Annotated in this window: 23 protein-coding genes; 5 read left to right on the forward strand and 18 right to left on the reverse strand. The window is 37.3% G+C overall.

Translation table 11 applies throughout. From position 1 onward, the window contains the following. Positions 1 to 6: 6 nt before the first annotated feature. From xerS to HMPREF1514_RS02540, 4 genes are all read right to left on the reverse strand, one after another. Positions 7 to 1,077, reverse strand: coding sequence for a tyrosine recombinase XerS (xerS, locus tag HMPREF1514_RS02525; RefSeq protein ID WP_003069090.1), 1,071 nt, complete (start codon positions 1,075 to 1,077; stop codon positions 7 to 9). Positions 1,078 to 1,251: 174 nt separating this feature from the next. Then, the gene (ffh, locus tag HMPREF1514_RS02530; protein WP_037597022.1) at positions 1,252 to 2,826 is read right to left on the reverse strand and encodes a signal recognition particle protein; all 1,575 of its coding nucleotides are present in this window, start codon (positions 2,824 to 2,826) and stop codon (positions 1,252 to 1,254) included. Positions 2,827 to 2,886: 60 nt separating this feature from the next. Continuing rightward, the gene (locus tag HMPREF1514_RS02535) at positions 2,887 to 3,219 is read right to left on the reverse strand and encodes a putative DNA-binding protein (RefSeq protein ID WP_003069097.1); all 333 of its coding nucleotides are present in this window, start codon (positions 3,217 to 3,219) and stop codon (positions 2,887 to 2,889) included. Positions 3,220 to 3,334: 115 nt separating this feature from the next. Continuing rightward, on the reverse strand, positions 3,335 to 4,033 hold the full coding sequence (locus HMPREF1514_RS02540) for a GntR family transcriptional regulator (protein ID WP_006269535.1): 699 nt from the start codon (positions 4,031 to 4,033) through the stop codon (positions 3,335 to 3,337). A 141-nt stretch (positions 4,034 to 4,174) separates the two neighbouring features. On the opposite strand from HMPREF1514_RS02540, the gene guaA reads away from it, so the two are divergent. Then, positions 4,175 to 5,734 carry a glutamine-hydrolyzing GMP synthase gene (gene guaA / locus HMPREF1514_RS02545; RefSeq protein ID WP_037597023.1) on the forward strand — a complete coding sequence of 520 codons (1,560 nt, stop codon included), beginning with the start codon at positions 4,175 to 4,177 and terminating at the stop codon, positions 5,732 to 5,734. Positions 5,735 to 5,790: 56 nt separating this feature from the next. Here the strand turns inward: guaA and HMPREF1514_RS02550 are convergent, their stop codons facing one another. From HMPREF1514_RS02550 to HMPREF1514_RS02585, 8 genes are all read right to left on the reverse strand, one after another. Then, a complete protein-coding gene (locus tag HMPREF1514_RS02550) occupies positions 5,791 to 6,636 on the reverse strand; it encodes an alpha/beta hydrolase (protein WP_037597025.1) in 846 nt (281 codons plus the stop codon). 111 nt (positions 6,637 to 6,747) lie between these two features. Continuing rightward, positions 6,748 to 7,350, reverse strand: coding sequence for a lysozyme family protein (locus HMPREF1514_RS02555; protein WP_020997782.1), 603 nt, complete (start codon positions 7,348 to 7,350; stop codon positions 6,748 to 6,750). After that, the gene (locus tag HMPREF1514_RS02560) at positions 7,350 to 8,324 is read right to left on the reverse strand and encodes a nucleoid-associated protein (protein ID WP_037597027.1); all 975 of its coding nucleotides are present in this window, start codon (positions 8,322 to 8,324) and stop codon (positions 7,350 to 7,352) included. Before HMPREF1514_RS02560 ends, HMPREF1514_RS02555 begins: the two co-directional genes overlap by 1 nt. Before the next feature lies 1 nt (position 8,325). Then, positions 8,326 to 9,582 (reverse strand): serine hydroxymethyltransferase, encoded by a 1,257-nt coding sequence (glyA, locus tag HMPREF1514_RS02565; protein ID WP_037597028.1) that lies wholly within the window; start codon positions 9,580 to 9,582, stop codon positions 8,326 to 8,328. Positions 9,583 to 9,618: 36 nt separating this feature from the next. Then, positions 9,619 to 10,221: an L-threonylcarbamoyladenylate synthase gene (locus HMPREF1514_RS02570; RefSeq protein WP_037597030.1), complete on the reverse strand. Its 603-nt coding sequence runs from the start codon at positions 10,219 to 10,221 to the stop codon at positions 9,619 to 9,621. Beyond that, the gene (gene prmC / locus HMPREF1514_RS02575; RefSeq protein WP_037597031.1) at positions 10,214 to 11,044 is read right to left on the reverse strand and encodes a peptide chain release factor N(5)-glutamine methyltransferase; all 831 of its coding nucleotides are present in this window, start codon (positions 11,042 to 11,044) and stop codon (positions 10,214 to 10,216) included. Before prmC ends, HMPREF1514_RS02570 begins: the two co-directional genes overlap by 8 nt. Continuing rightward, the gene (gene prfA / locus HMPREF1514_RS02580) at positions 11,044 to 12,123 is read right to left on the reverse strand and encodes a peptide chain release factor 1 (protein ID WP_003069115.1); all 1,080 of its coding nucleotides are present in this window, start codon (positions 12,121 to 12,123) and stop codon (positions 11,044 to 11,046) included. Before prfA ends, prmC begins: the two co-directional genes overlap by 1 nt. Next, on the reverse strand, positions 12,120 to 12,725 hold the full coding sequence (locus HMPREF1514_RS02585) for a thymidine kinase (protein ID WP_037597034.1): 606 nt from the start codon (positions 12,723 to 12,725) through the stop codon (positions 12,120 to 12,122). The genes prfA and HMPREF1514_RS02585 overlap by 4 nt, the downstream gene beginning before the upstream one ends. Before the next feature lie 112 nt (positions 12,726 to 12,837). Here HMPREF1514_RS02585 and HMPREF1514_RS02590 point away from each other — a divergent pair, with 112 nt between their 5' ends. After that, the gene (locus HMPREF1514_RS02590; RefSeq protein WP_198014305.1) at positions 12,838 to 13,029 is read left to right on the forward strand and encodes a 4-oxalocrotonate tautomerase; all 192 of its coding nucleotides are present in this window, start codon (positions 12,838 to 12,840) and stop codon (positions 13,027 to 13,029) included. Between the two features lie 75 nt (positions 13,030 to 13,104). On the opposite strand, the gene HMPREF1514_RS02595 is transcribed toward HMPREF1514_RS02590, so the two are convergent. From HMPREF1514_RS02595 to nox, 4 genes are all read right to left on the reverse strand, one after another. After that, on the reverse strand, positions 13,105 to 14,442 hold the full coding sequence (locus HMPREF1514_RS02595; RefSeq protein ID WP_037597038.1) for an MATE family efflux transporter: 1,338 nt from the start codon (positions 14,440 to 14,442) through the stop codon (positions 13,105 to 13,107). 181 nt (positions 14,443 to 14,623) lie between these two features. Continuing rightward, the gene (guaC, locus tag HMPREF1514_RS02600) at positions 14,624 to 15,607 is read right to left on the reverse strand and encodes a GMP reductase (RefSeq protein WP_037597040.1); all 984 of its coding nucleotides are present in this window, start codon (positions 15,605 to 15,607) and stop codon (positions 14,624 to 14,626) included. A gap of 184 nt (positions 15,608 to 15,791) precedes the next feature. Next, positions 15,792 to 17,348 (reverse strand): ClC family H(+)/Cl(-) exchange transporter, encoded by a 1,557-nt coding sequence (locus HMPREF1514_RS02605; protein WP_037597042.1) that lies wholly within the window; start codon positions 17,346 to 17,348, stop codon positions 15,792 to 15,794. A gap of 146 nt (positions 17,349 to 17,494) precedes the next feature. After that, positions 17,495 to 18,868, reverse strand: a complete 1,374-nt coding sequence (gene nox, locus HMPREF1514_RS02610) for a H2O-forming NADH oxidase (RefSeq protein ID WP_037597045.1) — start codon at positions 18,866 to 18,868, stop codon at positions 17,495 to 17,497. Positions 18,869 to 19,412: 544 nt separating this feature from the next. Between nox and HMPREF1514_RS02620 the strand changes: the two genes are divergently transcribed. The 3 genes from HMPREF1514_RS02620 to HMPREF1514_RS02630 are packed head-to-tail and all read left to right on the forward strand — an operon-like array spanning position 19,413 to position 21,950. Beyond that, a complete protein-coding gene (locus HMPREF1514_RS02620) occupies positions 19,413 to 20,396 on the forward strand; it encodes an ABC transporter ATP-binding protein (RefSeq protein WP_037597048.1) in 984 nt (327 codons plus the stop codon). Further along, positions 20,389 to 21,168 carry an ABC transporter permease gene (locus tag HMPREF1514_RS02625; protein WP_037597050.1) on the forward strand — a complete coding sequence of 260 codons (780 nt, stop codon included), beginning with the start codon at positions 20,389 to 20,391 and terminating at the stop codon, positions 21,166 to 21,168. Before HMPREF1514_RS02620 ends, HMPREF1514_RS02625 begins: the two co-directional genes overlap by 8 nt. Positions 21,169 to 21,170: 2 nt before the next feature. Continuing rightward, the gene (locus HMPREF1514_RS02630) at positions 21,171 to 21,950 is read left to right on the forward strand and encodes an ABC transporter permease (RefSeq protein ID WP_037597054.1); all 780 of its coding nucleotides are present in this window, start codon (positions 21,171 to 21,173) and stop codon (positions 21,948 to 21,950) included. Between the two features lie 27 nt (positions 21,951 to 21,977). On the opposite strand, the gene HMPREF1514_RS02635 is transcribed toward HMPREF1514_RS02630, so the two are convergent. Together HMPREF1514_RS02635 and HMPREF1514_RS02640 are read right to left on the reverse strand one after the other, a co-directional pair. Next, entirely contained in the window at positions 21,978 to 23,690 is a 1,713-nt protein-coding gene (locus tag HMPREF1514_RS02635; RefSeq protein ID WP_037597055.1) for a cache domain-containing sensor histidine kinase, read from the reverse strand. Continuing rightward, on the reverse strand, positions 23,687 to 24,421 hold the full coding sequence (locus tag HMPREF1514_RS02640) for a response regulator transcription factor (protein ID WP_006269551.1): 735 nt from the start codon (positions 24,419 to 24,421) through the stop codon (positions 23,687 to 23,689). Before HMPREF1514_RS02640 ends, HMPREF1514_RS02635 begins: the two co-directional genes overlap by 4 nt. Between the last annotated feature and the right edge of the window lie 55 nt (positions 24,422 to 24,476).

Here is a 24,476-nt window from a genome sequence, read left to right on the forward strand (position 1 = left end):
TTTATTTTATAAATTATCCAATGCATTTTTTTGTTCGTCATTAACAATATGGGTGTAGAGGTCTGTAACTTGAGTACTGGCATGTCCTAGCTGATGACTGACCAAAACTTGAGATTTAGTAGCATCATAAAGTCGAGTAGCCAGCGTATGGCGGAGTTTGTGAGGTGTCACTCGAACTTTGAAATCTTCAGAATACTTAGCAACCATCTTTTCTACACTAGAAGCATCAATCCGGTTAGGAACACCTCTATATTCTGTCAAAAATAGGGCAGTGTCTGATTTTTCAGCTTTATAGCGTTTGGCCCGAATCTCAAGATAGGCTTCCAAGTAGGGTTTGGCAAAAGCTGCAACATTGACAGAATCTCTTTTTCCGCCCTTACGAGTCACTTCAATGACCATCATTTTTAGGTTAAGGTCCTTCAAATCAAGATTGACCGCCTCGGATAGGCGAATACCAGATGCAAGAAGCAATGCTATAATTGCCAAATCTCGCTCTTTATTTTTGTCGAAAGAGGAGAGGGCGCGGTTAGATAAACTTTTAGGATATTCTTCATCAATATAATTCAAAAATTGTTCAGTTTCCGTGCCTAAAAAGAGCTTTTGTTTAATATTTTCAGCTCGTGCAGCTAAAGTTTCTTTCTTTTTCTTAGTGGACACTTTTTTCATAACATTACGATAAAAATAAGGCTCTCCATTCTCATTTTCCACCTCTTCAGTTAAATATTTATAAAGGCTAGAGAGAGCTGAAAGAGTGCGGTTAATAGTTGTTTGAGATACTCCATTTTGCGTGGTATTAGCATTAAGCAACGGTCGTTCCCGTAGGTAAAGGATAAATGATTCCATATCTTTTTTAGTCATATTTTCCAACACCGATAAAGGAATTTCTGCAATTTGTGAGACATCAGCAATTCCAGAGTCTAAAATCCACTGAAAAAAACGATTGTATTCTTTAAGATATTCATATAAGGTTGTAAAACTGTATGGAACAGTTAATTTAGATTGATAATATTCCAAAACATACCAGGGTAGAATAGTCTTTAGTTTTTCAATTCTTTCTAAAAGTAGTTCACGCTTCATAAAGGATCTCCATTATTTTATTCTCTATAAGAAGTATAGCATAGCTCTATATTTTTTTCAAGAAAATTACAGTTTTTCGGAAAGATATTAGGGGGATTGCATAGAAAACAATCATTAATATATAAAAAATAAGCCGGTGCGCGATTTATTGAACGGCTTATTTTTTATATTTGATTATTTCCGCTTTTTCTTTGCTTTTTTCATTTTATTTGCCATGCGTTTCATAGCTTGTTTAGTTGCAAATTCACCAATTTTTCCTTTAAGTCCACCACCAAACATTTGGCTCATATCCGGCATGCCGGCCCCTCCTAAACTTGACATATCTGGCATGCCACCTTGCCCCATCATACCTTCTAGAGCTGTCATATCTGGTATTCCTCCTCCGCCAGGCATGTTCTTAGGCATATTGTTGGGGTTTAGTCCCATTTGCTTCATCATCTTATTCATATCACCAGACATGACACCCTGCATGACAGATTTAGCCTGATTAAAGTCCTTGATAAATTTATTAACTTCGACGAAGCTATTACCAGAACCTGCAGCAATCCGACGGCGGCGACTTGGGTTGAGAAGATTGGGATTTTCTCGTTCAGCTGGTGTCATGGATGATACAATGGCACGTTTGCGAGCAATTTCATTTTCATCTACCTTAAAATTCTTCATGGCAGGATTATTGGCCATACCAGGAATCATCTTTAGTAGATCCTCCATTGGACCCATATTTTGAACCTGATCTAGTTGGTCAATGAAATCATTAAAATCAAAGGTATTTTCTCGCATTTTTTCAGCCATCTCAAGTGATTTTTGCTCATCGTATTCTTGAGAGGCTTTTTCAATCAGAGTCAGCATGTCTCCCATGCCTAAAATCCGACTAGACATTCGATCTGGGTGGAAAGTTTCAATGTCTGTAATTTTTTCCCCAGTACCAGTAAACTTAATCGGTTTACCAGTAATTTGGCGGACGGATAAAGCGGCACCACCACGTGTATCGCCATCAATCTTAGTCAGAATAACCCCAGTTACTTCTAACTGAGCATTAAATTCACGAGCTACATTGGCAGCTTCTTGCCCAATCATGGCATCGACAACCAAGAGAATTTCATTTGGTTGAGCAAGTACTTTGACATCACGCAGCTCATTCATGAGTTTCTCATCGATTTGCAGACGACCAGCTGTATCAATCAGCACATAGTCATTGTGATTAGCCTTGGCCTGCTCCAGACCTTGACGGACAATCTCGACTGCTGGTACTTCTGTTCCTAACGAAAATACTGGTACATCAATTTGCTGACCAAGAGTTTTGAGCTGGTCAATGGCTGCCGGACGATAAATATCAGCAGCAATCATCAAAGGCCGAGCAGCTTCTTCTTTCTTAAGTTTATTGGCTAATTTTCCTGCAAATGTAGTTTTACCAGCCCCTTGGAGACCGACCATCATGATAATGGTCGGAATTTTAGGGGATTTGATAATTTCTGCTGTATCAGAACCCAATACAGTGGTCAATTCTTCGTCAACAATCTTGATAATTTGTTGAGCAGGATTTAACGTATCAATAACTTCGTGTCCGACAGCGCGCTCGCGAACTTTTTTGATAAAGTCTTTGACAACTGGTAAAGCTACATCGGCTTCCAAGAGTGCCATACGAATTTCTTTGGTCGCTTCTTGGACATCACTCTCTGAAATTTTTCCTTTTCTTCGTAGATTTTTAAAGACGTTTTGTAAACGTTCGGTTAAACTTTCAAATGCCATAAAATGTATTTCTCCTAGTTAATGATATTGATTTGTGCGTATTTTTTTACTAACAATTCACTATTCTCGATTGTCAATACTAGATAAGGTTGCAATTTGCTTTTGTAAATAGGTATCGTCAGCATATTTCTCTATTATTTGATCGAAAATTTGGCTTCTAACGATATAATCTGAATACATGTGAAGTTTCATTTCATAGTCTTCTAAAATCTTCTCAGTCCGTTTGATGTTATCATAAACAGCTTGACGGCTAACTTGAAACTCTTCAGCAATCTCAGCGAGACTATAATCATCTGCATAATAAAGTTCAATATAATTCATTTGTTTATCTGTTAGAAGTGCTGCATAAAATTCAAATAGAGCATTCATTCGATTGGTTTTTTCAATTTCCATAAGATTTATTATACCAAAAAATATAGTAAAACTCTACTAGTGAAGAGATTTACCTAACTAAAAACACTCCCACATCAGCGACAGTGTTTACATATCTTAAATTAGGTAATATAAATTAATTGTTTTCTAAATAAAATTCAAATCGTTCGCCGACATATTGACTTTTGACATATTCAAAAGCCGTTCCATTGTCAAAATAAGAAATCTGTGTCAAACCAAGAATCGCATGACCTTTAGGTATTTCCAGGTAATGCGCAATTCTTTCTTTGGCAAGACGTGCATAAATGGTTTGTTGGGATTTCCCAATTTTATAGCCGTGTTTTTGTAATGTTTGGAAAAAATGCCTAGTAATTTCTTCTTTGTTAAAATTTTTAATAAATTTTTCCGGAATTGAAGCGACTTCATAAACTACAGGAATGTGATTAGCGTATCGTACTCGTTCCATACGAATGACGTTTTCAGTCTTTTCGATTTCTAATTTTTCGACTTCTTCTTTACTTGGTAATGTTCGACGATAAGAAATAAGCTGACTCGAAGGCGTCTTTCCTTGGGCTTTGATAATTTCAGTAAAGCTAGTTGTGCCACGCATCTTTTCCTGAACCCGTGTACTAGCTACAAATGTACCACTTCCCATACGACGTTCCAGTACTCCTTCTTCTACTAAAAGAGTGATGGCCTGACGAAGTGTCATGCGGCTAACCTCAAATTGTTCGGCTAAATCACGCTCACTTGGCAAGCGTTGTCCGATTTTCCAAATTTCTTCGTCGATTTCTTTTTTTATTTGATCGTGAATTTTCATATAAGCTGGAAGCATAGTAACCTCTTTCAAGACGGATTTCCTCTTTTTATTGTATTATCAATTGAAATAAAAGTCAATTCTCACTCAATGAGATTGGAAAAAGTCTCTATTTTGTGTTAGAATAAACAAAGAAATTTCATTTGAGAAAGGGAAGAAATGACAATTACAACTGAATTGCACGATGTTGAAAGAATCATTGTATTGGACTATGGCAGTCAATATAATCAGCTCATCTCACGCCGTATACGCGAGATTGGTGTTTTTTCTGAACTAAAAAGTAATAAAATTACAGCTGCTGAAGTTCGTGAAATAAATCCAGTCGGAATTATCCTGTCTGGTGGGCCAAATTCTGTTTATGAAGAAGGTTCATTTGATCTTGACCCTGAAATTTTGGAATTGGGCATTCCGATTTTAGGAATTTGTTATGGAATGCAGCTTTTAACTTACAAATTAGGTGGAAAAGTTGTACCCGCAGGAAACGCTGGAAATCGTGAGTACGGTCAGTCAGAACTCATTCATACGGATTCGCAACTGTTTGCAAGCACTCCTGAACAACAAATAGTTCTTATGAGTCATGGAGACGCTGTTACAGAAATTCCTCAAGGGTTTGTACGAACCGGAACTTCTGCCGATTGTCCATTTGCAGCTATTGAAAATACATCCAAGAAAATCTATGGCATCCAATTCCACCCTGAAGTTCGTCATTCTGAGTTTGGCTACGATATTCTTCGCAACTTTGCTCTTGATATTTGTGGAGCCAAAGGCGACTGGTCTATGGATAATTTTATTGATATGCAAATTAAGCAAATTCGAGAAACTGTTGGAGATAAACGCGTTCTTCTTGGTCTATCGGGTGGTGTCGATTCATCAGTTGTTGGTGTTCTCCTTCAAAAAGCTATTGGAGACCAGCTTATCTGTATTTTTGTAGATCATGGCTTACTCCGTAAGGGAGAGGCGGAGCAAGTTATGGATTCTCTTGGCGGGAAATTTGGTCTTAATATTATTAAAGCAGATGCTGCCAAGCGTTTCCTTGATAAATTAGCTGGTGTATCTGATCCAGAACAAAAGCGTAAAATCATTGGTAATGAGTTTGTTTATGTTTTTGACGATGAAGCTAGCAAGTTAAAAGATGTAAAATTCCTCGCACAAGGAACGCTTTATACTGACGTTATCGAATCTGGTACAGATACTGCTCAAACTATCAAGTCTCACCATAATGTTGGTGGTCTGCCAGAAGACATGCAGTTTGAGCTGATTGAGCCTCTCAATACACTTTATAAAGACGAAGTTCGTGCGCTTGGTACAGAACTTGGTATGCCAGATGAAATTGTTTGGCGTCAGCCATTCCCAGGTCCAGGACTTGCCATTCGTATTATGGGCGAGATTACCGAAGAAAAACTCACAACTGTTCGTGAATCTGATGCCATTCTTCGCGAAGAAATCGTGAAAGCTGGACTCGATCGTGATATTTGGCAATACTTCACTGTGAATACTGGTGTTCGTTCGGTAGGTGTCATGGGAGATGGTCGAACTTATGACTACACTATTGCAATTCGTGCTATTACTTCTATCGACGGGATGACAGCAGATTTCGCTAAAATCCCTTGGGAAGTATTGCAAAAAATCTCCGTTCGTATCGTCAATGAAGTAGATCATGTTAATCGTATTGTCTACGATATTACCAGCAAGCCACCAGCAACGGTTGAGTGGGAATAGAAACAGAAAAGCTAAACTTCTTATTTCTTAAAGTTTAGCTTTTTTAATTTGTTAGTTTATTTTCCCCACAAAAATTGAATCAGTATTTTATCTACTTCTGGGTTTTCGTGTAATTTGCTATGCTGAGCCAAAGCGCCGGTAATCTTCTTTTCTTGATATGATTTGGCATTATCCGCTACGAGATATTTTAAAGCACGAGATGCTGCATTTAAAACGGAGCCATCTGACCCGTTTTTGTAATCCCCGTAGATATTCAAAACATCAATTTGTTTTTGAGGAAAAATTTCGCGTAAACCTAATAATTTTTGAAAAATCGCACTTGTTTGATTTGGCTTACCAGTTTTTTCATCAACTTTTAAATCAGAAGAAACTCCCATCACCTGTAAACCAGCTGCGAAATTTGCGATATTGACTTGCTTTTGTAACTGTGGCAAACTTTCATCTTGTCCATATTCTAAAAGGTAATAGAGAATGGACATATTTCCAAGAGAATGACCAACCATATTCATTTTCTTAAAGCCATAGGTTTGCTGCAGTTTAGTAACCACTGCTTTTGCATATTGGCTGACCTTATTTGGATTGCGGTTATCCTCATAGTTCACTTCTACGATCGGATTAATAGCTCCTTTAGGGATTTTTCCTTTCAAAGTCACTTGACCGTTTCTATCTACATTTGCGCGAATGATAGTATTGGTCACTCCAGCTTTCTTAGCAGCATTTGTCATGTGTCGTTCGGCATTAGCGCTGCTTCCATAACCATGAAAGAAAAGCGTTGGTGTAGTCGATTGTATATACTTTTGTTTATTTAGTTTTCCTTCAGCATTGACACGATAAAAAAATACAGTAGATATAGCGATTAAAATCGTTAAAATCCCTGTAATTAGAACTATTTTCTTCATCATTCCACCGTCTCTTTCTATAAGATATTTATTTAAGTATAGCATGGAACAATATAAATAACAATTTATCTGATTGAAAAAACTTAGTAGCCTCAGACCACTAAGTTTAGTACATTAAAACCAATTCATCACTTTCATGATATACATATTCATCCGAACTTGACGAGAGTAATAGAAATTTCCTCCATTGATATAGAGTTTAGAACCATGTAAGAGTGCAATGGGATGATAATAAGAATATGTCTTTCCAGTCACGTTTCCTAAACTTGGTGCAACAATATTTTTGGAATATTTTTTTGCCAAATCAAGGGTATTTTCGCCACCGTGTTTTGCAATGTAATCAATGTAAGCTCGACCAAAGTTATAGGCTTGTACAGCGGTCCAAACATCTACTTTCTTTTCTTGAGCTACATTTAAATTAGTGGATAGCGTTTGAACACCTTGGCGAATGCTTTCTTTATTATCTAAAATAGAGTTTTTCTGACCTGTCGCACTCTCGCTAGATTGCATGACATCAGAAACCTTTCCTTTTGTTTCAGTATAAATCATAGCAAGAACAAGTTCTTCATTGGCTACAGTATCCTGCTCATCTAGTACTTCTCGCACTAAGCTACGGTAGTTCATCACCTGCTTAACATCATGATGAACTTGGATAAACTTATAACAGACAAGGATTAAAAGGATAAGAAAAATCAGTTTTCTAAAAATTTTAAACATTATTTACTTTGGATATCTTCTATGTTTTTGATGAGAATGGAATAGGTTCCATTATCGTTTTGTATGAATTCTACAGATTCTGCATCTTGATAGATGTTATTGGGGACAATGAGTTCAATTCCATTTGAAAGGGAGAGTTTTTGATTTTCAAATTTTTTCTTCTGACGGCTACTATCAATTTCATCGAATTTAATAGTTTCTGGAATGACTTCCTTAACTTGATCAATGAAAGTCAAGCGAGCTGTAAGATTGTTATCAAATAGTTCATCGGCTAGTTTTTCTGGCGACAATTCATCGTTTTCTTCTAAGTTTTTAAAAATAGATGATTTAACCTTGGATTGAAATTGAAAATCATCCTGTTTAAAAGTTTCTGCGACTTTTTGAGCAGTTTTTTCTAAGGCTTTAATAGATTTTTTAGGCGAAGTTTTAGGATTGACTTGTAATAGATTATCAGAAAAATAATTGAGGAAAGCGCCATTGTATTTAATCCGTTTTTCAATCAAATGGTATTTACGAGATTGAAGGTTAATAACCAAGGCTTCATCAGCACCTGTACCAAATCCCGGCAAGTTGTTCTGGGTGATCTTAATAGGATTGTCTACTTCTCCACTCAAATGAGCGAGTGTTTCTCGTAGAGCAATGCGCAAAAAAGCAAAATGCTCGACTCCTTCCTTGTCAAATTGAACAAAAATCAAATCGTTGGTTTTCTGATTTTCGCTTACCAAAAATTCCTCTTTCCAGAGATTGGCAATAGTGATAGAAGTTTCTAAAAGGTCTTTTGTAATATGTGATAAAAAGACACTAGCTTCGGTAAAAATACCCGTTTTGGCTTCATCCGAATAGACATGTTCAATCTTCTTACGGAGATATTCCTCAATTTTAGGAGTAATATTGAGATATTTATCTGCTAAAAGAAGGTCGGTGTCTGACGGACTAAACTGATGAATAATAGCTTTTTTTACGTAAATATCCATTTCAGTCCTCATATAGTGGAAAAGCATCAGTCAATTCTTTGACTTCTGCACGAACTTGCTCTAAAACAGCTTTGTTATTTGCGTTCTCTAAAGTTTTGATGATTAATTCTGCTACTTTAATACTTTCTATTTTGCCAAAACCACGAGCAGTAATAGCTGCAGTTCCAATTCGAATTCCACTTGTTTTAAATGGCGATAAAGTTTCATAAGGAATAGAGTTTTTATTGAGAGTGATATGGACATCATCCAATAGATCTTGAGCAATTTTCCCATTTTCAACCACTTTGGTCACATCTACAAGAAAAAGATGATTCTCCGTACCACCTGAAATGACACGAAAATTAGCATGTTGCTGGAATACTTGAACCATTGCCTTAGCATTATCCAAAATCTGCTGAGCATAAACTTTAAAATCTGGATCCAATACTTCTTTGAAAGCAGCTGCTTTAGCTGCCACAACATGCTCTAGCGGTCCTCCTTGAATGCCTGGGAAGATTGCAGAATTGACCTTTTTCGCCAATTCTTCATCATTGGTTAAAATGAGACCGCCGCGAGGGCCTCGAAGGGTTTTATGAGTGGTAGTTGTCGTAATATGTGCGTAAGGCACTGGGCTTGGATGCAAACCAGCAGCAACTAAACCAGCAATATGAGCCATATCTACCATCAGTTTTGCTCCGACAGTATCTGCAATTTCACGAAATTTTGCAAAATCGATAATATGTGAATAGGCAGAAGCTCCTGCAACAATCAATTTGGGTCTGACTTCTTTAGCTTGTGCCAAAATAGCCTCAAAATCTAATAGTTCAGTTTCAGGATTGACATTATAAGGCACAAAGTTGTAGGTTTTCCCAGAGAAGCTAACAGCTGCGCCATGTGTCAAATGTCCACCTGCTGCCAGATCCATTCCCATTACTGTATCACCAGGCGCGATTAAGGCCATATAAGCCGCACAATTTGCTTGACTACCTGAGTGAGGTTGGACATTGGCGAATTGTGCTCCAAATATTTTCTTGGCACGTTCAATCGCTAACGTTTCAATCACATCTACAACATTTGTACCACCATAATAACGATGACCTGGATAACCTTCTGCATATTTGTTGGTTAAAATAGAGCCTTGTGCTGCCATAACCGCTTTTGAAACAACATTTTCTGAAGCTATTAATTCAATATTGTTTTGCTGACGTTCTTCTTCTGCAGTAATAGCTTCCCAGAGCTCACCGTCATATTCTTTATAGTCTTTATGGTCAAAAATCATAAGAGTCTCCCTTCGATCAAAATGGTTCAAAACCTACTAGTTCATGTTTTGAAAGCCGATTTCTGGAATTTTAGCAAGGATTTCTGCACGAGTAACAGCCCCTTGGCGTAGAATATGTGCTGTTTCCCCAGATAAATCCAAAATAGTTGAATCCTGGCCTGTTAGAAAAGCATCATCTTCTATACCAAGAACTTTATGGTTGAACTCTATCATAATTTGCTGAAAGTTTACTCCACTACTCTTTCCAGATAAATTTGCAGACGGACCAATGAGAGGTCCGAATTTTCTAATCAAGTCCAAGGTTTTAGGATGACTAGGGACACGAAAACCAATTGTTTTCATACCTGAATTTACCCAAATCGGAACTTGTTCATTAGCTTGTAAAATAATGGTCAAAGGACCGGGTAGAAAGGCTTGATAGAGCTTTTTTAAATACTGAGGCTGATGTTTGGAAAATTGATAAATTTCTTCTAAGCTTGAAACATTTAAATTCAAGGCCTTTTCGCGAGGTCTGCCTTTTAAGTCATAGACATGACTGACGGCCTGCTCATCCAGTGCTTTACAAAATAAACCATATACAGTCTCAGTTGGCAGCACGACTGCTCCTCCACTGCTCAGTACTTCCTCAATTTTATCCATTATCTACCACTACCATTCTATCTTTTCCGAATTGATCTTGTAAGACGCGAATTCTCATTTTTGGAAATGCAGACTCAAATATTTTTTTTACATGTTCCCCTTGTTTGTAGCCAATTTCGAGATAGATTTTTCCTTTTTCTGTCAAATGTTTTTGGGCGTTCTGAGCAATTTTTCGATAAACAGCATACCCGTCTTCTTCAGCAAAAAGAGCAAGATGAGGTTCTGAAGCAAGTACATTTAGTCCTACTTCTTCTCTGTCCGTCTCTGAAATATAGGGCGGATTGGATACAATAATATCATACTTTCCTGTAATTGCCTGAAAACAATCAGACTGAACAAAATCAATTGCTACATCAATTGCTTCCGCATTTTCTTGCGCTAAATCCAGAGCATCTTGGGAAATGTCGGAAGCCGTGACCTGCCAATTCGCACGCTCAGCAGCCAAAGATAGAGCAATTGCTCCACTTCCAGTGCCAATATCCAAAACTTTCAGACTGCTATTTTGATTTTCAGACAAGATAAGGTTGACCAATTCCTCAGTTTCTGGTCGGGGAATTAGCACTCGTTCATCTACTTTGAACGAATGTCCATGAAATTCTGCGTTCCCAATAATGTATTGGGCAGGTCTATGAACTAATAATTGAGATTGAATCTTTTTCAGTAATTCTATATCATCTTCTGTTGCTTCTGCCTGCATTTTCAACACAAATTGGGTAAAAGATAAGTTTCTAAAAACTTGAAAAGTAAAGGAGAGACTTTCAGCTTCTTCGCCAACTGCTTCAAGCTGTTTTTCCATTTCAGCAAGAATTTGAGCTAATTTCATTATTTATTCAATTCTTCTAGTTTTTGTGTTTGGTCATACAATACCAAGGCATCTACGATTTCATCTAATTTTCCAGCTAAAATCGTATCTAATTTTTGCAGTGTCAAACCAATACGGTGGTCTGTCACACGATTTTGTGGGAAATTATAGGTACGAATCCGTTCTGAGCGATCCCCAGTCCCGATGGTCGATTTTCGCTCGGCATCTTGCTCGTCTTGTGCGATTTGCGCAAAATGGTCAGCTACGCGTGCACGGATAATCTTCATAGCTTTGTCACGATTCTTTTGCTGGGTCCGTTCTTCCTGCATTTCAACTTTGATATTTGTTGGCAAGTGAACGATCCGAACGGCCGTTGCAACTTTATTGACATTCTGACCACCAGCACCAGAAGCATGATAAATATCAATCCGAAGATCTTTTGGATCAATATCATATTCCACTTCTTCGATTTCAGGCATGACTAAAACTGTTGCTGTCGAAGTGTGAACTCGTCCTTGGCTTTCTGTCACTGGGACACGCTGTACACGGTGAGCGCCTGATTCGTATTTTAATTTGGAATAAACGGATTGACCCGAAACCATAGCTACTACTTCTTTAAAGCCACCTACTCCATTCATAGAAGCTTCCATAACCTCAAATTTCCACCCTTGCGATTCCGCATATTTTTGATACATTGTCAGAAGGTCGCCGGCAAAGAGTGAAGCCTCGTCACCTCCTGCTGCTCCACGGATTTCTAAGATAATGTTTTTGTCATCATTTGGATCTTTTGGCAAAAGAAGAATTTTTAATTTTTCCTCATATTCTTCTTTTTCAGTTTTCGCATCTTTGAGCTCTTGCTTTGCCATTTCTTCCAAATCAACATCGCCTGAAGCGTCTTTAATCATTTCTTCAGCGTCTGTGATGTTTTGGAGCACTTTTTTATATTCACGATAAGTTGTTACCGTATCGCGTATGCTTGCTTCTTCTTTGGAAAATTCCATAAAACGCTTGGTGTCACTGACAACATCTGGATCACTCAGAAGTTCGCCCAACTCTTCATAACGATCCTCAACGGCTTGTAGTTGTTCATAAATATTCATCGTTTGCTATTCTCTCCTTCGATTCTCATTTCCTCTATTTCTGGCTGAAAATAATGTTTCCGACAGACAGGAATGTATGTTTCATTCCCACCGATTTGAATCTGTTCTCCCTCATAGACCGGCTGACCATTTGTTGTTCTTAATACCATAGTTGCCTTTTTAGAACAAAATTGACAAATCGTTTTAATCTCATCAATTTTATCTGCTAGAAGCAGGAGATATTTGGAGCCTTCAAACAACTCATTGCGAAAATCATTTTTCAAACCAAAAGCCATAACTGGTACATTTAATTCATCAACTACTCTTGCCAAATCATAGACATGATGACGAGATAGAAACTGCGCTTCATCAATCAATACACAATAAGGTTTTTCGGGCATTTCTTGAATAAAGCGGAAAATATCAGTATCTTCTGCTATCGCAATTGCTTTTCGCTTCATTCCGATACGACTAGAAACAACGCCGAAACCGTCACGTGTATCAAGTGCGCTCGTCATAATGACAACACCTTTGCCCTGTTCTTCGTAATTGTGAGCCACTTTTAAAATTTCGATTGTTTTGCCCGAATTCATCGTGCCATATTTATAATACAACTGAGCCATTTTCTTTAATTCGTTCCAAATTCTCCAATTTTTAATACTTCTTATTTTACCATATTCTGACACGCTTTAAAACCTAATTTATGATAAAATAAAAATATCAAAGATAAAAAGGATATATAACATGCCATTTGTTAGAATTGATTTGTTTGAAGGACGCACTTTAGAGCAAAAGAAAGCTCTTGCAAAAGAAATTACTGCTGCTGTCGTGAAAAATACTGGCGCACCACAATCTGCTGTTCATGTCATTATTAATGATATGCCAGAAGGAAGTTATTTCCCACAAGGAGAAATGCGTATAAAATAACAAAAAAGAATCTTGGATAAAAATCTGAGATTCTTTTTGTTTCAAAATAGTAAGAATGCATGTGCGGTATATAACCTAATTTCTTTTTTGAATATGGTTAAGTCGGAGTTGATATAAAATGCCACTAACAACCAGACTGACAATTAAACCAAACCAATAAGCAAAGGGACCTAAATTTGTGATGTAATCTAATAGTAGTCCAACTGGTAACGCCACCCCCCAATAACCAATCAATCCCAAATAAAATGGCACTTTTGTATCCTTATAACCGCGTAAAATTCCTTGAAGAGGCGCTGCGAAAGTATCTGCTAATTGAAAAAACAAACTATAAGTTAAGAAAACGGATGTCAGACGAATGAATTCTTTGTTCGTTCCATACAATGAAGCGACTTGATGACGAAAAAGATATAAAAATGTCAGTGTGAAAATAGCAAATCCCAGTGCGGTCACTCTCCCAAGAGTACAATATTTTCTCACGTCATCCAGTCGTTGAGCACCAATTTCATAAGATACGATAATCGCCATTGCATTAGAAATACTCATGGGGAAAGCATACATAAGATTTGAAAAATTGATAGCAGACTGGTGACTGGCAATGACTAATGAAGAAAATTTTGCCATGAGTAAACCGACGACTGAAAATATCACAACTTCTGCAAAAACGGTCCCTCCAATAGGAAAACCTAGGCGCATGCCTTCCTGCAACCCTTTTTTGTCTAAAGGACGAATTTTCCATAATTGATATTTTTTGATTTTAGGGTGTCTTTTTGCAACGACCATTGAAAGAATTAGCAGTACCCAGTAGGCCAATGAAGTGCCTAACCCTGCTCCTGCTCCGCCCATTTCCGGAAATCCAAAAGCACCATAAATTAGAATATAGTTAAAGCTAGCATTCAATGGCAACAGAAGTAACATTAGATACATAGATAGTCTTGTCAAACCTAAAGCATCTAATATAGAGCGAACAACACTAAATAAAAGTAACGGGATAATTCCAAACGCTAAATACCAGAGATAATGTATAGCAACTTTTGCTACTAAAGGTTCTAAGTTCATATTGGACAAAACCAGCGGTCCACCTAAAAAAACGAGGCCGAACAAGAGAAGAGACAAGCCAAGAGATAAATAAATAAACTGATAAAAATCAGAAGCGACTTTTTCTTCTCGATTTTGTCCTAAATGATGCCCAATAATTGGAACCAAAGCTGAGATAATGCCAGTTAAAAAAGTAAAGAAAGGACTCCATAAACTAGTCGCCATTGAAACTCCGGCTAGATGCAAAGTATTGTAATGTCCCGTCATTGTTGTGTCCACAAAAGAGGCTGAAAAATTGGCAAGTTGATAAATCAAAATTGGCAAAAAAATTGAGACGAATAATATCATTCGTTCTTTTAAATTGCGAGTTTGGTACATAAAATCTCCTCAAATAGTTCTTTCTCTCTTAACTATACTATAAGCAATTGGAATAGTCAAAAAGGCTAGGAGAAAATCCTCCTAGTCTTGTCTTGTTTCTGTTCTTGACTAACTTATCTCTTCTCATAAAATCAAGAACTATTACATCGAATCGGAATATAAACAGATAGTGTTTCTATTATCAATGCGCATCACCATTCCAAATGGAATTTTTTACAATGACATAATCCACATGTTTGAGACCAGCTAAATCCTTTCCGCCAGCATAGGAAATGGCACTTTGCAAATCTTGCTCCATTTCAACCAACGTATCAGCTAAACGCCCTTTAACCGGTAAAAGAATTTTCTTTCCTTCAACATTTTTATAAGCTCCTTTTTGGTATTCAGAAGCCGATCCATAATATTCTTTGAATTGTTCGCTGTCTACTTCGACTGTTTTTCCAGGACTCTCAACATGACCTGCAAACAAGGAGCCAATCATTACCATTGTAGCCCCAAAGCGGATAGACTTAGCAATATCGCCATGCGTACGAATACCACCATCTGCAATAACTGGCTTTCGAGCAGCTTTCGCACACCAACGAAGAGCTGCTAACTGCCAACCACCTGTTCCAAACCCTGTTTTAACTTTCGTAATGCAGACTTTTCCTGGACCAATACCGACCTTGGTCGCATCGGCACCTGCATTTTCCAACTCACGCACTGCTTCTGGCGTTCCAACATTTCCTGCAATCACAAAAGTAGTTGGCAATTCCTTTTTAATGTGTTGAATCATGTCAATCACACTGTCTGAGTGCCCATGCGCAATATCAATCGTGATATATTCAGGGGCGTCTGCTTTCAGCTGACTAACGAAATCGTATTCATAATCTTTCACACCAACTGAAATGGAAGCAATCAATCCTTGTTCATGCATGCGTTTAATAAACGGAATGCGCCCCGCTTCATCAAAACGATGCATGATATAAAAATACCCACTTTTAGCCAATTTTTCTGCTACATCTTCATCAAGAATGGTCTGCATATTGGCTGGGACAACAGGAAGTTTAAAAGTATGATTTCCAAAAGTAACTGTCGTGTCTGCTTCTGAGCGGCTTTTGATGACACATTTATTAGGAATCAATTGAACATCTTCGTAGTCAAAGATAGGAAATTCATTTAGCATAAAAAGGACTCCTTATGATTAAATTGACCTACCTATGCTTTCGCATCGCTACGCCTTTCCTGACGTTTCCTTTAGTATTATAACATAAAGTACAGAAATTAAAATAAATTAACACAAAACGATATTTTTCGTTCGGAATTAAATGCAAAATTCTTATTTTGCGAGGGAAAAATACCCTCTTCTTTTATAGTAATAAATCCTTCATCCGACCAATATCTGATTTCTTCACAACTACATAAATCATATCTCCTAGATAAAGACGCGTGCTGCCATTCACTGTTTGATTCTTTCCATTATGATGCTGCATGGTAATCAAAAGATCTCTTGGAAGTTCTAATTCGTGAACTTGCTTGCCGGCTATTTTTTCAGAGACAGGAATTTCGATAAGTGTTGTCTCTCCGTCATCTGCTACACTATCTGGAAGCATTCGCTCTAACATAGCTTCATACACAGGTGCTCCGCCCAATAAATCCATTACAACATAGGCCACTAAAGTTACTAAACCAAGAGGCATAAGATTCCGTATATCTCCAACCATCTCGGTCACCAAAATGATTGCTGTCAACGGAGCTTTAGAAATTGCACCAAAGTAGCCGCTCATGCCTAAAATAATAAAAATAGGAAATTGCTCTTGTGTTGCAAAGCCTAATTGTACACAAACAACACCAGCAATCGCTCCCAAAAGAGAGCCAAGAGCTAAAATAGGTAGAAAAATACCACCAGGCAGCCCGCTACCGTAGCTGAGCATACTCCAAATAAAGCGGATGATGAAAAACATCACCAATGTCAGCAGCAAATAATGCTGACTGGTCAAAGAAAGAACCAGCTGATTGCCACCGCCTAAAAGCTGCGGAAAGATATACCCTATTGGAAGAATGAAAGTGAAAGCTATAATGGGATAGTATTGCAAAGAAAGGTGAAGATGTTTTCCGAGCGCATCGTAAATACGAGGCATAGCTAAGACGACTTTTTCATATAAAAATCCAAAAAAACCAAGAAAAACTCCCAACAACAGATACAGCCAATATTGCCCTAGTCCCATCAGAGGAATATTATCAGGCATATTTAATACAGGAGTCAGCCCAAAAATCATGAGTGAAACAAAATTCGCCGTCAAACTTGCCGCCAAAGACGAGACCCAAAAGAAACGCGAAAAATGATGATAGACTTCCTCAATAACAAATAGTAACCCTGCAATCGGAGCATTAAAAGCCGCTGCTAAGCCTGCTGCTGCTCCGCTCGCAATCAAAGAACGTTCTTCCACAGGGCTTAAATGAAGATATTTGGCAATTCCCTTTCCTCCCATTGCTCCAAGCTGAATACTTGGACCTTCACGCCCTAACATCAAGCCGCTTGCAATGGCTAAAACCCCAAGAATATACTTTTTCCAGAGGACGCTCCACCATGACAAGCTCATCAGTCCTTTCAATTCCGCTTCTACTTGCGGAATTCCAGAACCTTTAATATTCTTTTCTGAAAGCGTTAATTTTGCACTAATCCAAATGACACAAGCATAAAACAGCAGAATGAAAACAAACCAAATGGTATTGCCATGGCCTTGTTGATAGAAATGTTGAACAATATGAAATCCTTTTTCAATCAAAAAACGAAAAGAACCAACAATTGCACCCACGATGATTCCGACTAAAATTCCTCTTGAAACTTGCAGAATGATTGAACTAGATGTAAATGCGAATTCTTTCTTAGTATTTGATACTCCTTTTTCTGTCTGAACAGACATCATTGCCTCCCGAATATGTTCTCTTTCTATTTTAGCATAATTTTTCATTTTTTATTGCTTGCGGAAATTGTTTTGGAGAATGAAATCTAGATAAAAAATCAAACCAGCCTCATACGAAACTGGTTTGTAAACTCAATATCTTATCCTTATTTTTCAGCTGTCAAAGCTGCCATTGTAATGTAGTTATAAGGCTTGTTAAAGTGTGGCAGGAAGAAAATATCTGTCAATGCCAATTTATCAATGGTCACTTTTTCTTGGATTGCGAGTGAGAAGAGATGAATGCCCATTGAAATATCTTCGTGCGAAGCCATTTGTGCTCCAAGGATAACACGTGTATCTTTATCAAATACGATACGAATAGCTACTTCATGGTTATCGTGTTTGATAAATTCTGGCTTTTGAAGGTCGTTAAAGCCAGTTTCGACGGCATTGTAACCAGCAGCTTTTGCTTTTTCTAAGGTCAAACCAGTTGAAACCATTTTAAGGTCGTAAATGTTGATACCGTTTGAACCTTGCACACCAATGCCTTCTAACTCATGACCAGTAGCGTTGTAAGCTCCGACAATACCTGAACGAACAGCATTTGAAGCAAGGGCGATATAACTCATATCATCTAGAGCATTGTCATAAATCGTTGCACAGTCACCAACTGCATAAACTCCTGGAATGCTTGTTTCTTGTTTTTTATCAACAAGGAAAGCACCGTTATGGAAAAGCTTAATTTTGCCAGCGCCAAGAGCCGTGTTTGGACGGAAGCCAACAGCCATAATGACCATGTCAACATCAAACGTTTCTTTATCCGTTACAATCCGTTCAACTTTGCCTTCACCTTCAACCGCTTGCACAGTTTGACCATAGGCAAGTTTAATGCCATGATCTGCCAAGTTTTTACTCATCAAGTCAGACAATTCACGATCGTAGTAACCAGCAAGACAAGTGTCTGCCACATCAATCAAGGTCACTTCTTTTCCGAGACGTTCGAAAGCTTCTGCCAGTTCAACACCAATGTAACCAGCTCCCACAACAGCAACACGATTAATACCTTCGTTGTTTTTCAGCTTTTCAATCACTTCGGCAGAATTTTGATACAATTTTACAAATTGAATATTTTCAAGAGTTGCTTTAAATTCGCGATTACCTTCAACAATTTCTACGCCTTTTATTGCTGGAATAATTGGTTGTGAACCTGTTGCAAAAATCAATTTTTCATAAGATTCTACATGCTTTTGCCCATTTACAAGTGCAGTCACTTCTTTTTTGTCGTAATCAACGGACAAAACAGGACTTTCCATATAAACTTTAGCACCTTTAGCTTCAAGCTTTTCTTTATCTGAATAGAACAAACCTTCTGGACCATCAATTTGTTTTCCAATCCAAAGTGCCATTCCACATCCTAAAAATGAAATATTTGAATTTTGATCAAACACAACAATTTCATTCTCATTTCCAAAGTTGTCAAGCATCGTATTGATACAAGCTGTGCCGGCATGATTGGCACCGATAACGACAATTTTACTCATAGAGCAATTCCTACCTTAATTTTAATTTACAGACTTATTATAACATCTCGTGTGAACGTTTACAATATATTTGTTCATAAAACTGAAAAATATTACATTTCTTATCAATTTAATAGAACTTTTCATGAATGATTTCATTTCTAATCTCAATGTATGTAAGATCCCTCCAGACGGTATTATTCTGTTTGAGGTAGATAGTTCCTTTGTCATTATCATAAAATTATTTAGAAAAACTTTATGAAAGTACTATTTATCTGTTACAATAAAGATATAATAAAAGGTATTGATGACGTCTTGTAGGTGGTCAAGCCAGTGTCGACACTACTTCTGGCGCTTCGGATGCAGGTAGCCACAGTGACGGTGCGGGTGAAGGAGATGCTACTTCTGCTGTTTCCAGTCATTGATCTAAAGAAAAGGTTGAGAAATCTTGTCTCATCCTTTTTTCTGTGCAAAAGATCATTCCATAAGACTCACTTGCGCAGATTTCGTGAACTTGCTATAATAATGAATATACGCAAACGTTTTCTGCCACAAGGAGATAATGATGATTGAAGCAAATCAATTATATAAGACATATAGTATTGTCGAGAAAGAATTAGGCCTTAAAGGTTCTATCAAAGCCTTTTTTCACCCCAAGAAAAAACAAATTCACGCTGTACAGAATATTTCATTAACGGTTCAAAAAGGTGAAATTATTGGTTATATTGGTTCGAATGGAAGCGGAAAATCCACGACTATAAAAATGCTGACGGGTGTCCTTTATCCAGATCGAGGCAGTGTTAAAATTAATGGACTTACCCCACAGAAACATCGCACAGCAGTCAATAAGCAAATTGGCGTTTTGTTCGGACAAAAATCACATTTACGTTGGGATATCCCTGTGCTGGAATCTTTTATTTTACATGCGAAGATCTATGACGTTCCTGATAAAGTTTTTGAGGAACGCTTGGAGCAATTAATTGAGCTGTTGCAGCTAGGAGATTTTATTCACCAGCCTGTTCGTAATCTTTCGCTCGGGCAACGAGTTCGCTGCGAATTTGCTGCTATATTCATTCATCAACCTGCCGTTGTTTTCTTGGATGAACCTACAATCGGTCTTGATGCCAGTGTAAAAGAAACCATCCGCTCTTTCATTCGCTTTATGAATAAAGAGTATCAGACAACTTTCCTCATTACGTCTCATGATATGCAGGATATTGAGTCGCTCTGCGAACGAATTTTCATTATTGATAAGGGCAAAAAGGTTTATGACGGAAGTCTGACGCAATTAAGAGAAAAGTTTTCAACAATTAAAACCATTTCTTTCAAAACGCAAACGCCAATAGAAGAGCTGTTCCAAATCAATGGTTTTCGTTTTGAGAAAATTGACTCTTATCATTTCAATATTCATTATCAGACGGATATTTATACTAATGCCCAAGTTATCAATCAGATTTTTGAGCATTATTCAATCGAAGACCTAGCTATCAAAGAATTGACAATTGAAAATATCGTCAAACAAATTTATGAGGAGGGGCTTGATGAGTAAATATATTCATATCACACGATTAGCTCTTATTACGCAACTTCAATATAAATCTTTCTTTGTCGCGACCCTGATTCGTACTTTCATACAAGTGCTGGTCTCTATTTTCGTTTGGAAAACCATTTTTTTCACCCAATCTCAAGTCAATGGTTATACTTTAGAAACTTTCACAACCTATATTATCTTTGCAAATCTACTGGGAAATCTAAATAGTTTCAGCATTGGACGGGATTTGTCTATAATGATTGTTGATGGGAATATTACTGGCGAGCTACTCTATCCTTATTCCCTCATTACTTCTCTCTTTTTCCAAGACTTTGCTGTCAAAATCGTTGAAATTGTCAAATTCATTCCAATTTTATTAGTTATCCCTTTGCTTCAAGGACAGCTTTATCTTCCAAATTGGCAGACAGGATTGCTTTTCCTATTTTCTAGTTTATTAGGAATGTTTATCATCCTCCTGTTAGATTTAGGATTTAGCTTAACAGCCTTCTTCACGGCAAATACTTGGGGAATTTTGATTCTCAGAAACGGGCTTTTTTCACTCGCTTCAGGAGCGCTTTTGCCACTAAGTTTTTATCCAGAAAATATTGCAAACATTTTGAAACTATTACCTTATAGCTTTGCTGTTAATTTTCCGGTCAATATCCTTTTGAAAAGACAGGTTAATTTTGAACTCTTCTGGATTCAATTGGCTTGGATTCCGATACTTTCAGCTTTCATTGCTTTTCTTTGGTATCAAGCTAAACGTCGTTTAGTCATTTTAGGAGGTTGAAAATGAAATACATCAACATTTATTTTTATAACCTCAAAGCTTACTTGATTGCTAGTATGTCTTATAGAATGGACTTCTTTATTGGACTTATTTCTTCTTTGATTGAACAGATTGTTTATTTAATCTTTTTAAATGTATTATTTGCAAATATCAAGGAAATTGCCGGATTCAACTATGGACAAATGCTATTTATTTATGGAATGGCAACTATCGGACGTTCAGTTCACCTGATTTTCTTTGATAATCTTTGGATGTTTGGAAGCCGCTATATTCGCAAAGGTGAGTTTGAACGCCTGCTTATCATGCCCATCAATCCTCTTTTTCAGCTAATTTGTGAACGCGTGCAGCTACAAGGATTTGGCACAACACTAATGGGAGCTATTGCAACTTATCAAGCCTATCATTTACTCGGACTGCACTGGAACATTTTTCATCTACTTCTCTTTGTCTTTATCTGTATTTGTATTGGTTTACTCTATGCTGCTATTCAATTAGGACCTACTGCTCTTGCTTTTTGGATTGTCGAATCTTTCCCTATCACAATGGGGATTTTCTCCCTCAATCAAATGGCACAATACCCTATCAAAATTTACCCAACCTTTATCCAATTGATACTAATTTTTGTATTTCCTTATGCTTTTACTTCTTTTTTTCCAGCTCTTTATTTTTTAAATCTAAGCTGGATTGGTTTGCTACTTCCTTTAGTCCTACTTGTTATTTTTACTATCAACTACGCTCTATTCAAATACGGCATGAAAAAATTCTCCAGTGTTGGGAATTAAATATTAAAAACCAACTGAAATCTTTCATCAGTTGGTTTTATTTGTCTTTGGAAAATAGAGACGAATCTCCGTATAAGTATTTTCTTCAGATTTAATTTCCATGTGATAGGATTTACCAAATTGTAATTGCAAACGCTGATTAACATTCTTCAAACCGACACCACCTAGGTGCATCAGGAGGGTATCAGCTGTATCATGAGTGACAAATCCTCGACCATTATCGTAAATGGAAAGAATTAGTTGATGACTATTTTCATAAACACTAACTCGAATCATCCCTTGACGATTCATTTCCTTGATACCATGATAAATCGCATTTTCAACCAAAGGCTGCAAAATTAATTTTGGAATCTGATAATTATCATAAGCACTTAACTCTTCAATTTCATACTGTAATTTCTCTCCATACCGCTGTTTTTGAATGAACAAATATTGCCGAACATGATCAATTTCATCCTTGAGAGAAATTTGTTCATGACCTTGATTAAGTGCCAAACGGAAATACTTAGCCAGTGATTTTGTGACTTCTACAACACGTTTGCTATCGTTAAATTCTGCCATCCAAACAATGGTATCTAATGTATTGTACAAAAAATGAGGGTTAATTTGACTGGAAAGTGCCTGCAATTCATATTTTCTGACATTTTGTTCTTCTTCTTTTACAGCCATCATCAATTTGTCAATCTGATTGAGCATTGTATTAAACTGCTTGGCCAAATCAATCAACTCAGGGGATCCTTTTTCAACAGCTCGCAAGTGCGCATTCCCAGATCCGATAGCTAAAATGGTCTCTTGCAACTCATGCAAGGGCTTAATCCATAAACGCAAGATAAACCAAATGCCAATAAGACAAATACCTAAAGCTAATAATCCTGTTCCGATAAAAGACCAAAGAATTTGTTTTTGCACAGCATGCAGTTGCTCCATAGAAGACACACCAATCAAGGTCCAGTCACTATGTGGAATTTGGTACTGAGATACGTAGGCTTGCTTTGATTTTACATAACCATTTTTTGCAGCAATATAGGGCGCCATCGCGCGCATTTCAGTAGCGGATGAATAAACTGTTTTCTTTGGATGATAGACAAAATCATGTTTGTCATTCACAATGAAGGTAAAACCGTCTTTCCCCAGTTGCAGGCGATCTAGATAGGCTTCCAACGTCTTGTAACCAATATCAAGTCGAACAACTCCTAGATTTTTCCCATCTTTATCCACTACCTCTTGTGTAATGGACACAACCCATTTTTCAGCAGCTTCTACCTTATCAACAGTTTTGCGCGCTGGTGTTAAGACAGGCATAGTCCCTTTGTGAATGGCATCCTGATACCAACTTTCTTGCATCATATCATTAGATGTTTTCACTGTTAAATTGGGATCAGTTGAAATGAGATTGCCATTTTTTGCTACCAAAACAGCGGATACCAAATCTGAATCTGTCTTTAAAATCATTCCCATCAACTGACGAAGCTGTTCAGCATTATCCGCATCGGGCTTTTGAGCATACGCTTTTACTTTATCGCTTTCAGCTAAACTGCTGGTAGTTTCTTTTAGCTTTTGTAAATAAGAAGTGATAAATTGTCCACTTTGTTGAATGGTATTACGCGTCGTTTGCTCCGTCGTTTGTCGAATAGCCGCCGAGCTAGTTTGATAGTACAACCCTCCAACAATTCCTAAAAGAACTAATATCATCACAAAAACATAAATCACTAACTGAATCAGCAGCGAATAACGTTTCATTTACTGTCTCCTTTTTTAAATTGCCGAGGTGTCACTCCAACGATTTGCTTAAAGCGTTGAGAAAAATAATTCATATCCTCAAATCCAACTTGCTCTGCTATTTCATACACTTTTAAATCCGTCGTCAGCAATAGTAATTTAGCTCGCTTCATTCGTTCCTGAATTAAATAATCTTGGAATGGCAAGCCTAGCTCTTTTTTAATCAATACACTTAAATAGGAAGAATTGAAGCCCAATTGAAATGATAAAGATTTCAAGGATAATTCTGTGTCAGCTAATCGGTCATGAATCGCTTGCTCCAAGTCCGAAAACTCTGCTTTCTCCACTAACTCATGCACTTGTTGCTGTTTCTTTTCCTTATCCAATTTTTCTTTTACTTTTATCAACATAGCTTCAACATCTTCTCTCGAAAATGGCTTTAGCAAATAATCATCTGCACCCAATTTAACAGCCGAAAGAGCATAATCAAAATCGTCATACCCCGTCAGAAAAATAATATGTAATTGCGGATACTGTTCTCTTGCTAATTGGGCTAATTTAATACCATTCATCTGAGGCATATTAATATCAGTCAGGATAATATCTGGGCATTCTGCTTGAATTTTTTCCCAAGCCTCTAAACCATTTTCAGCCTCACCTATCACTTGCATGTTAAATTTTTTAAAGTCTACTAAAGACGAAATACCTTGTCGAACAAGGTATTCATCTTCTACAATCATAATTGAATACACGAGCGCACTCCTACTATTTACTAAACTCATTATAGCAAATTTTTTCTTAAAATGC

It is taken from the genome of Streptococcus sp. AS20 (assembly GCF_000524255.1).
Taxonomy (GTDB): Bacteria; Bacillota; Bacilli; order Lactobacillales; family Streptococcaceae; genus Streptococcus; species Streptococcus constellatus.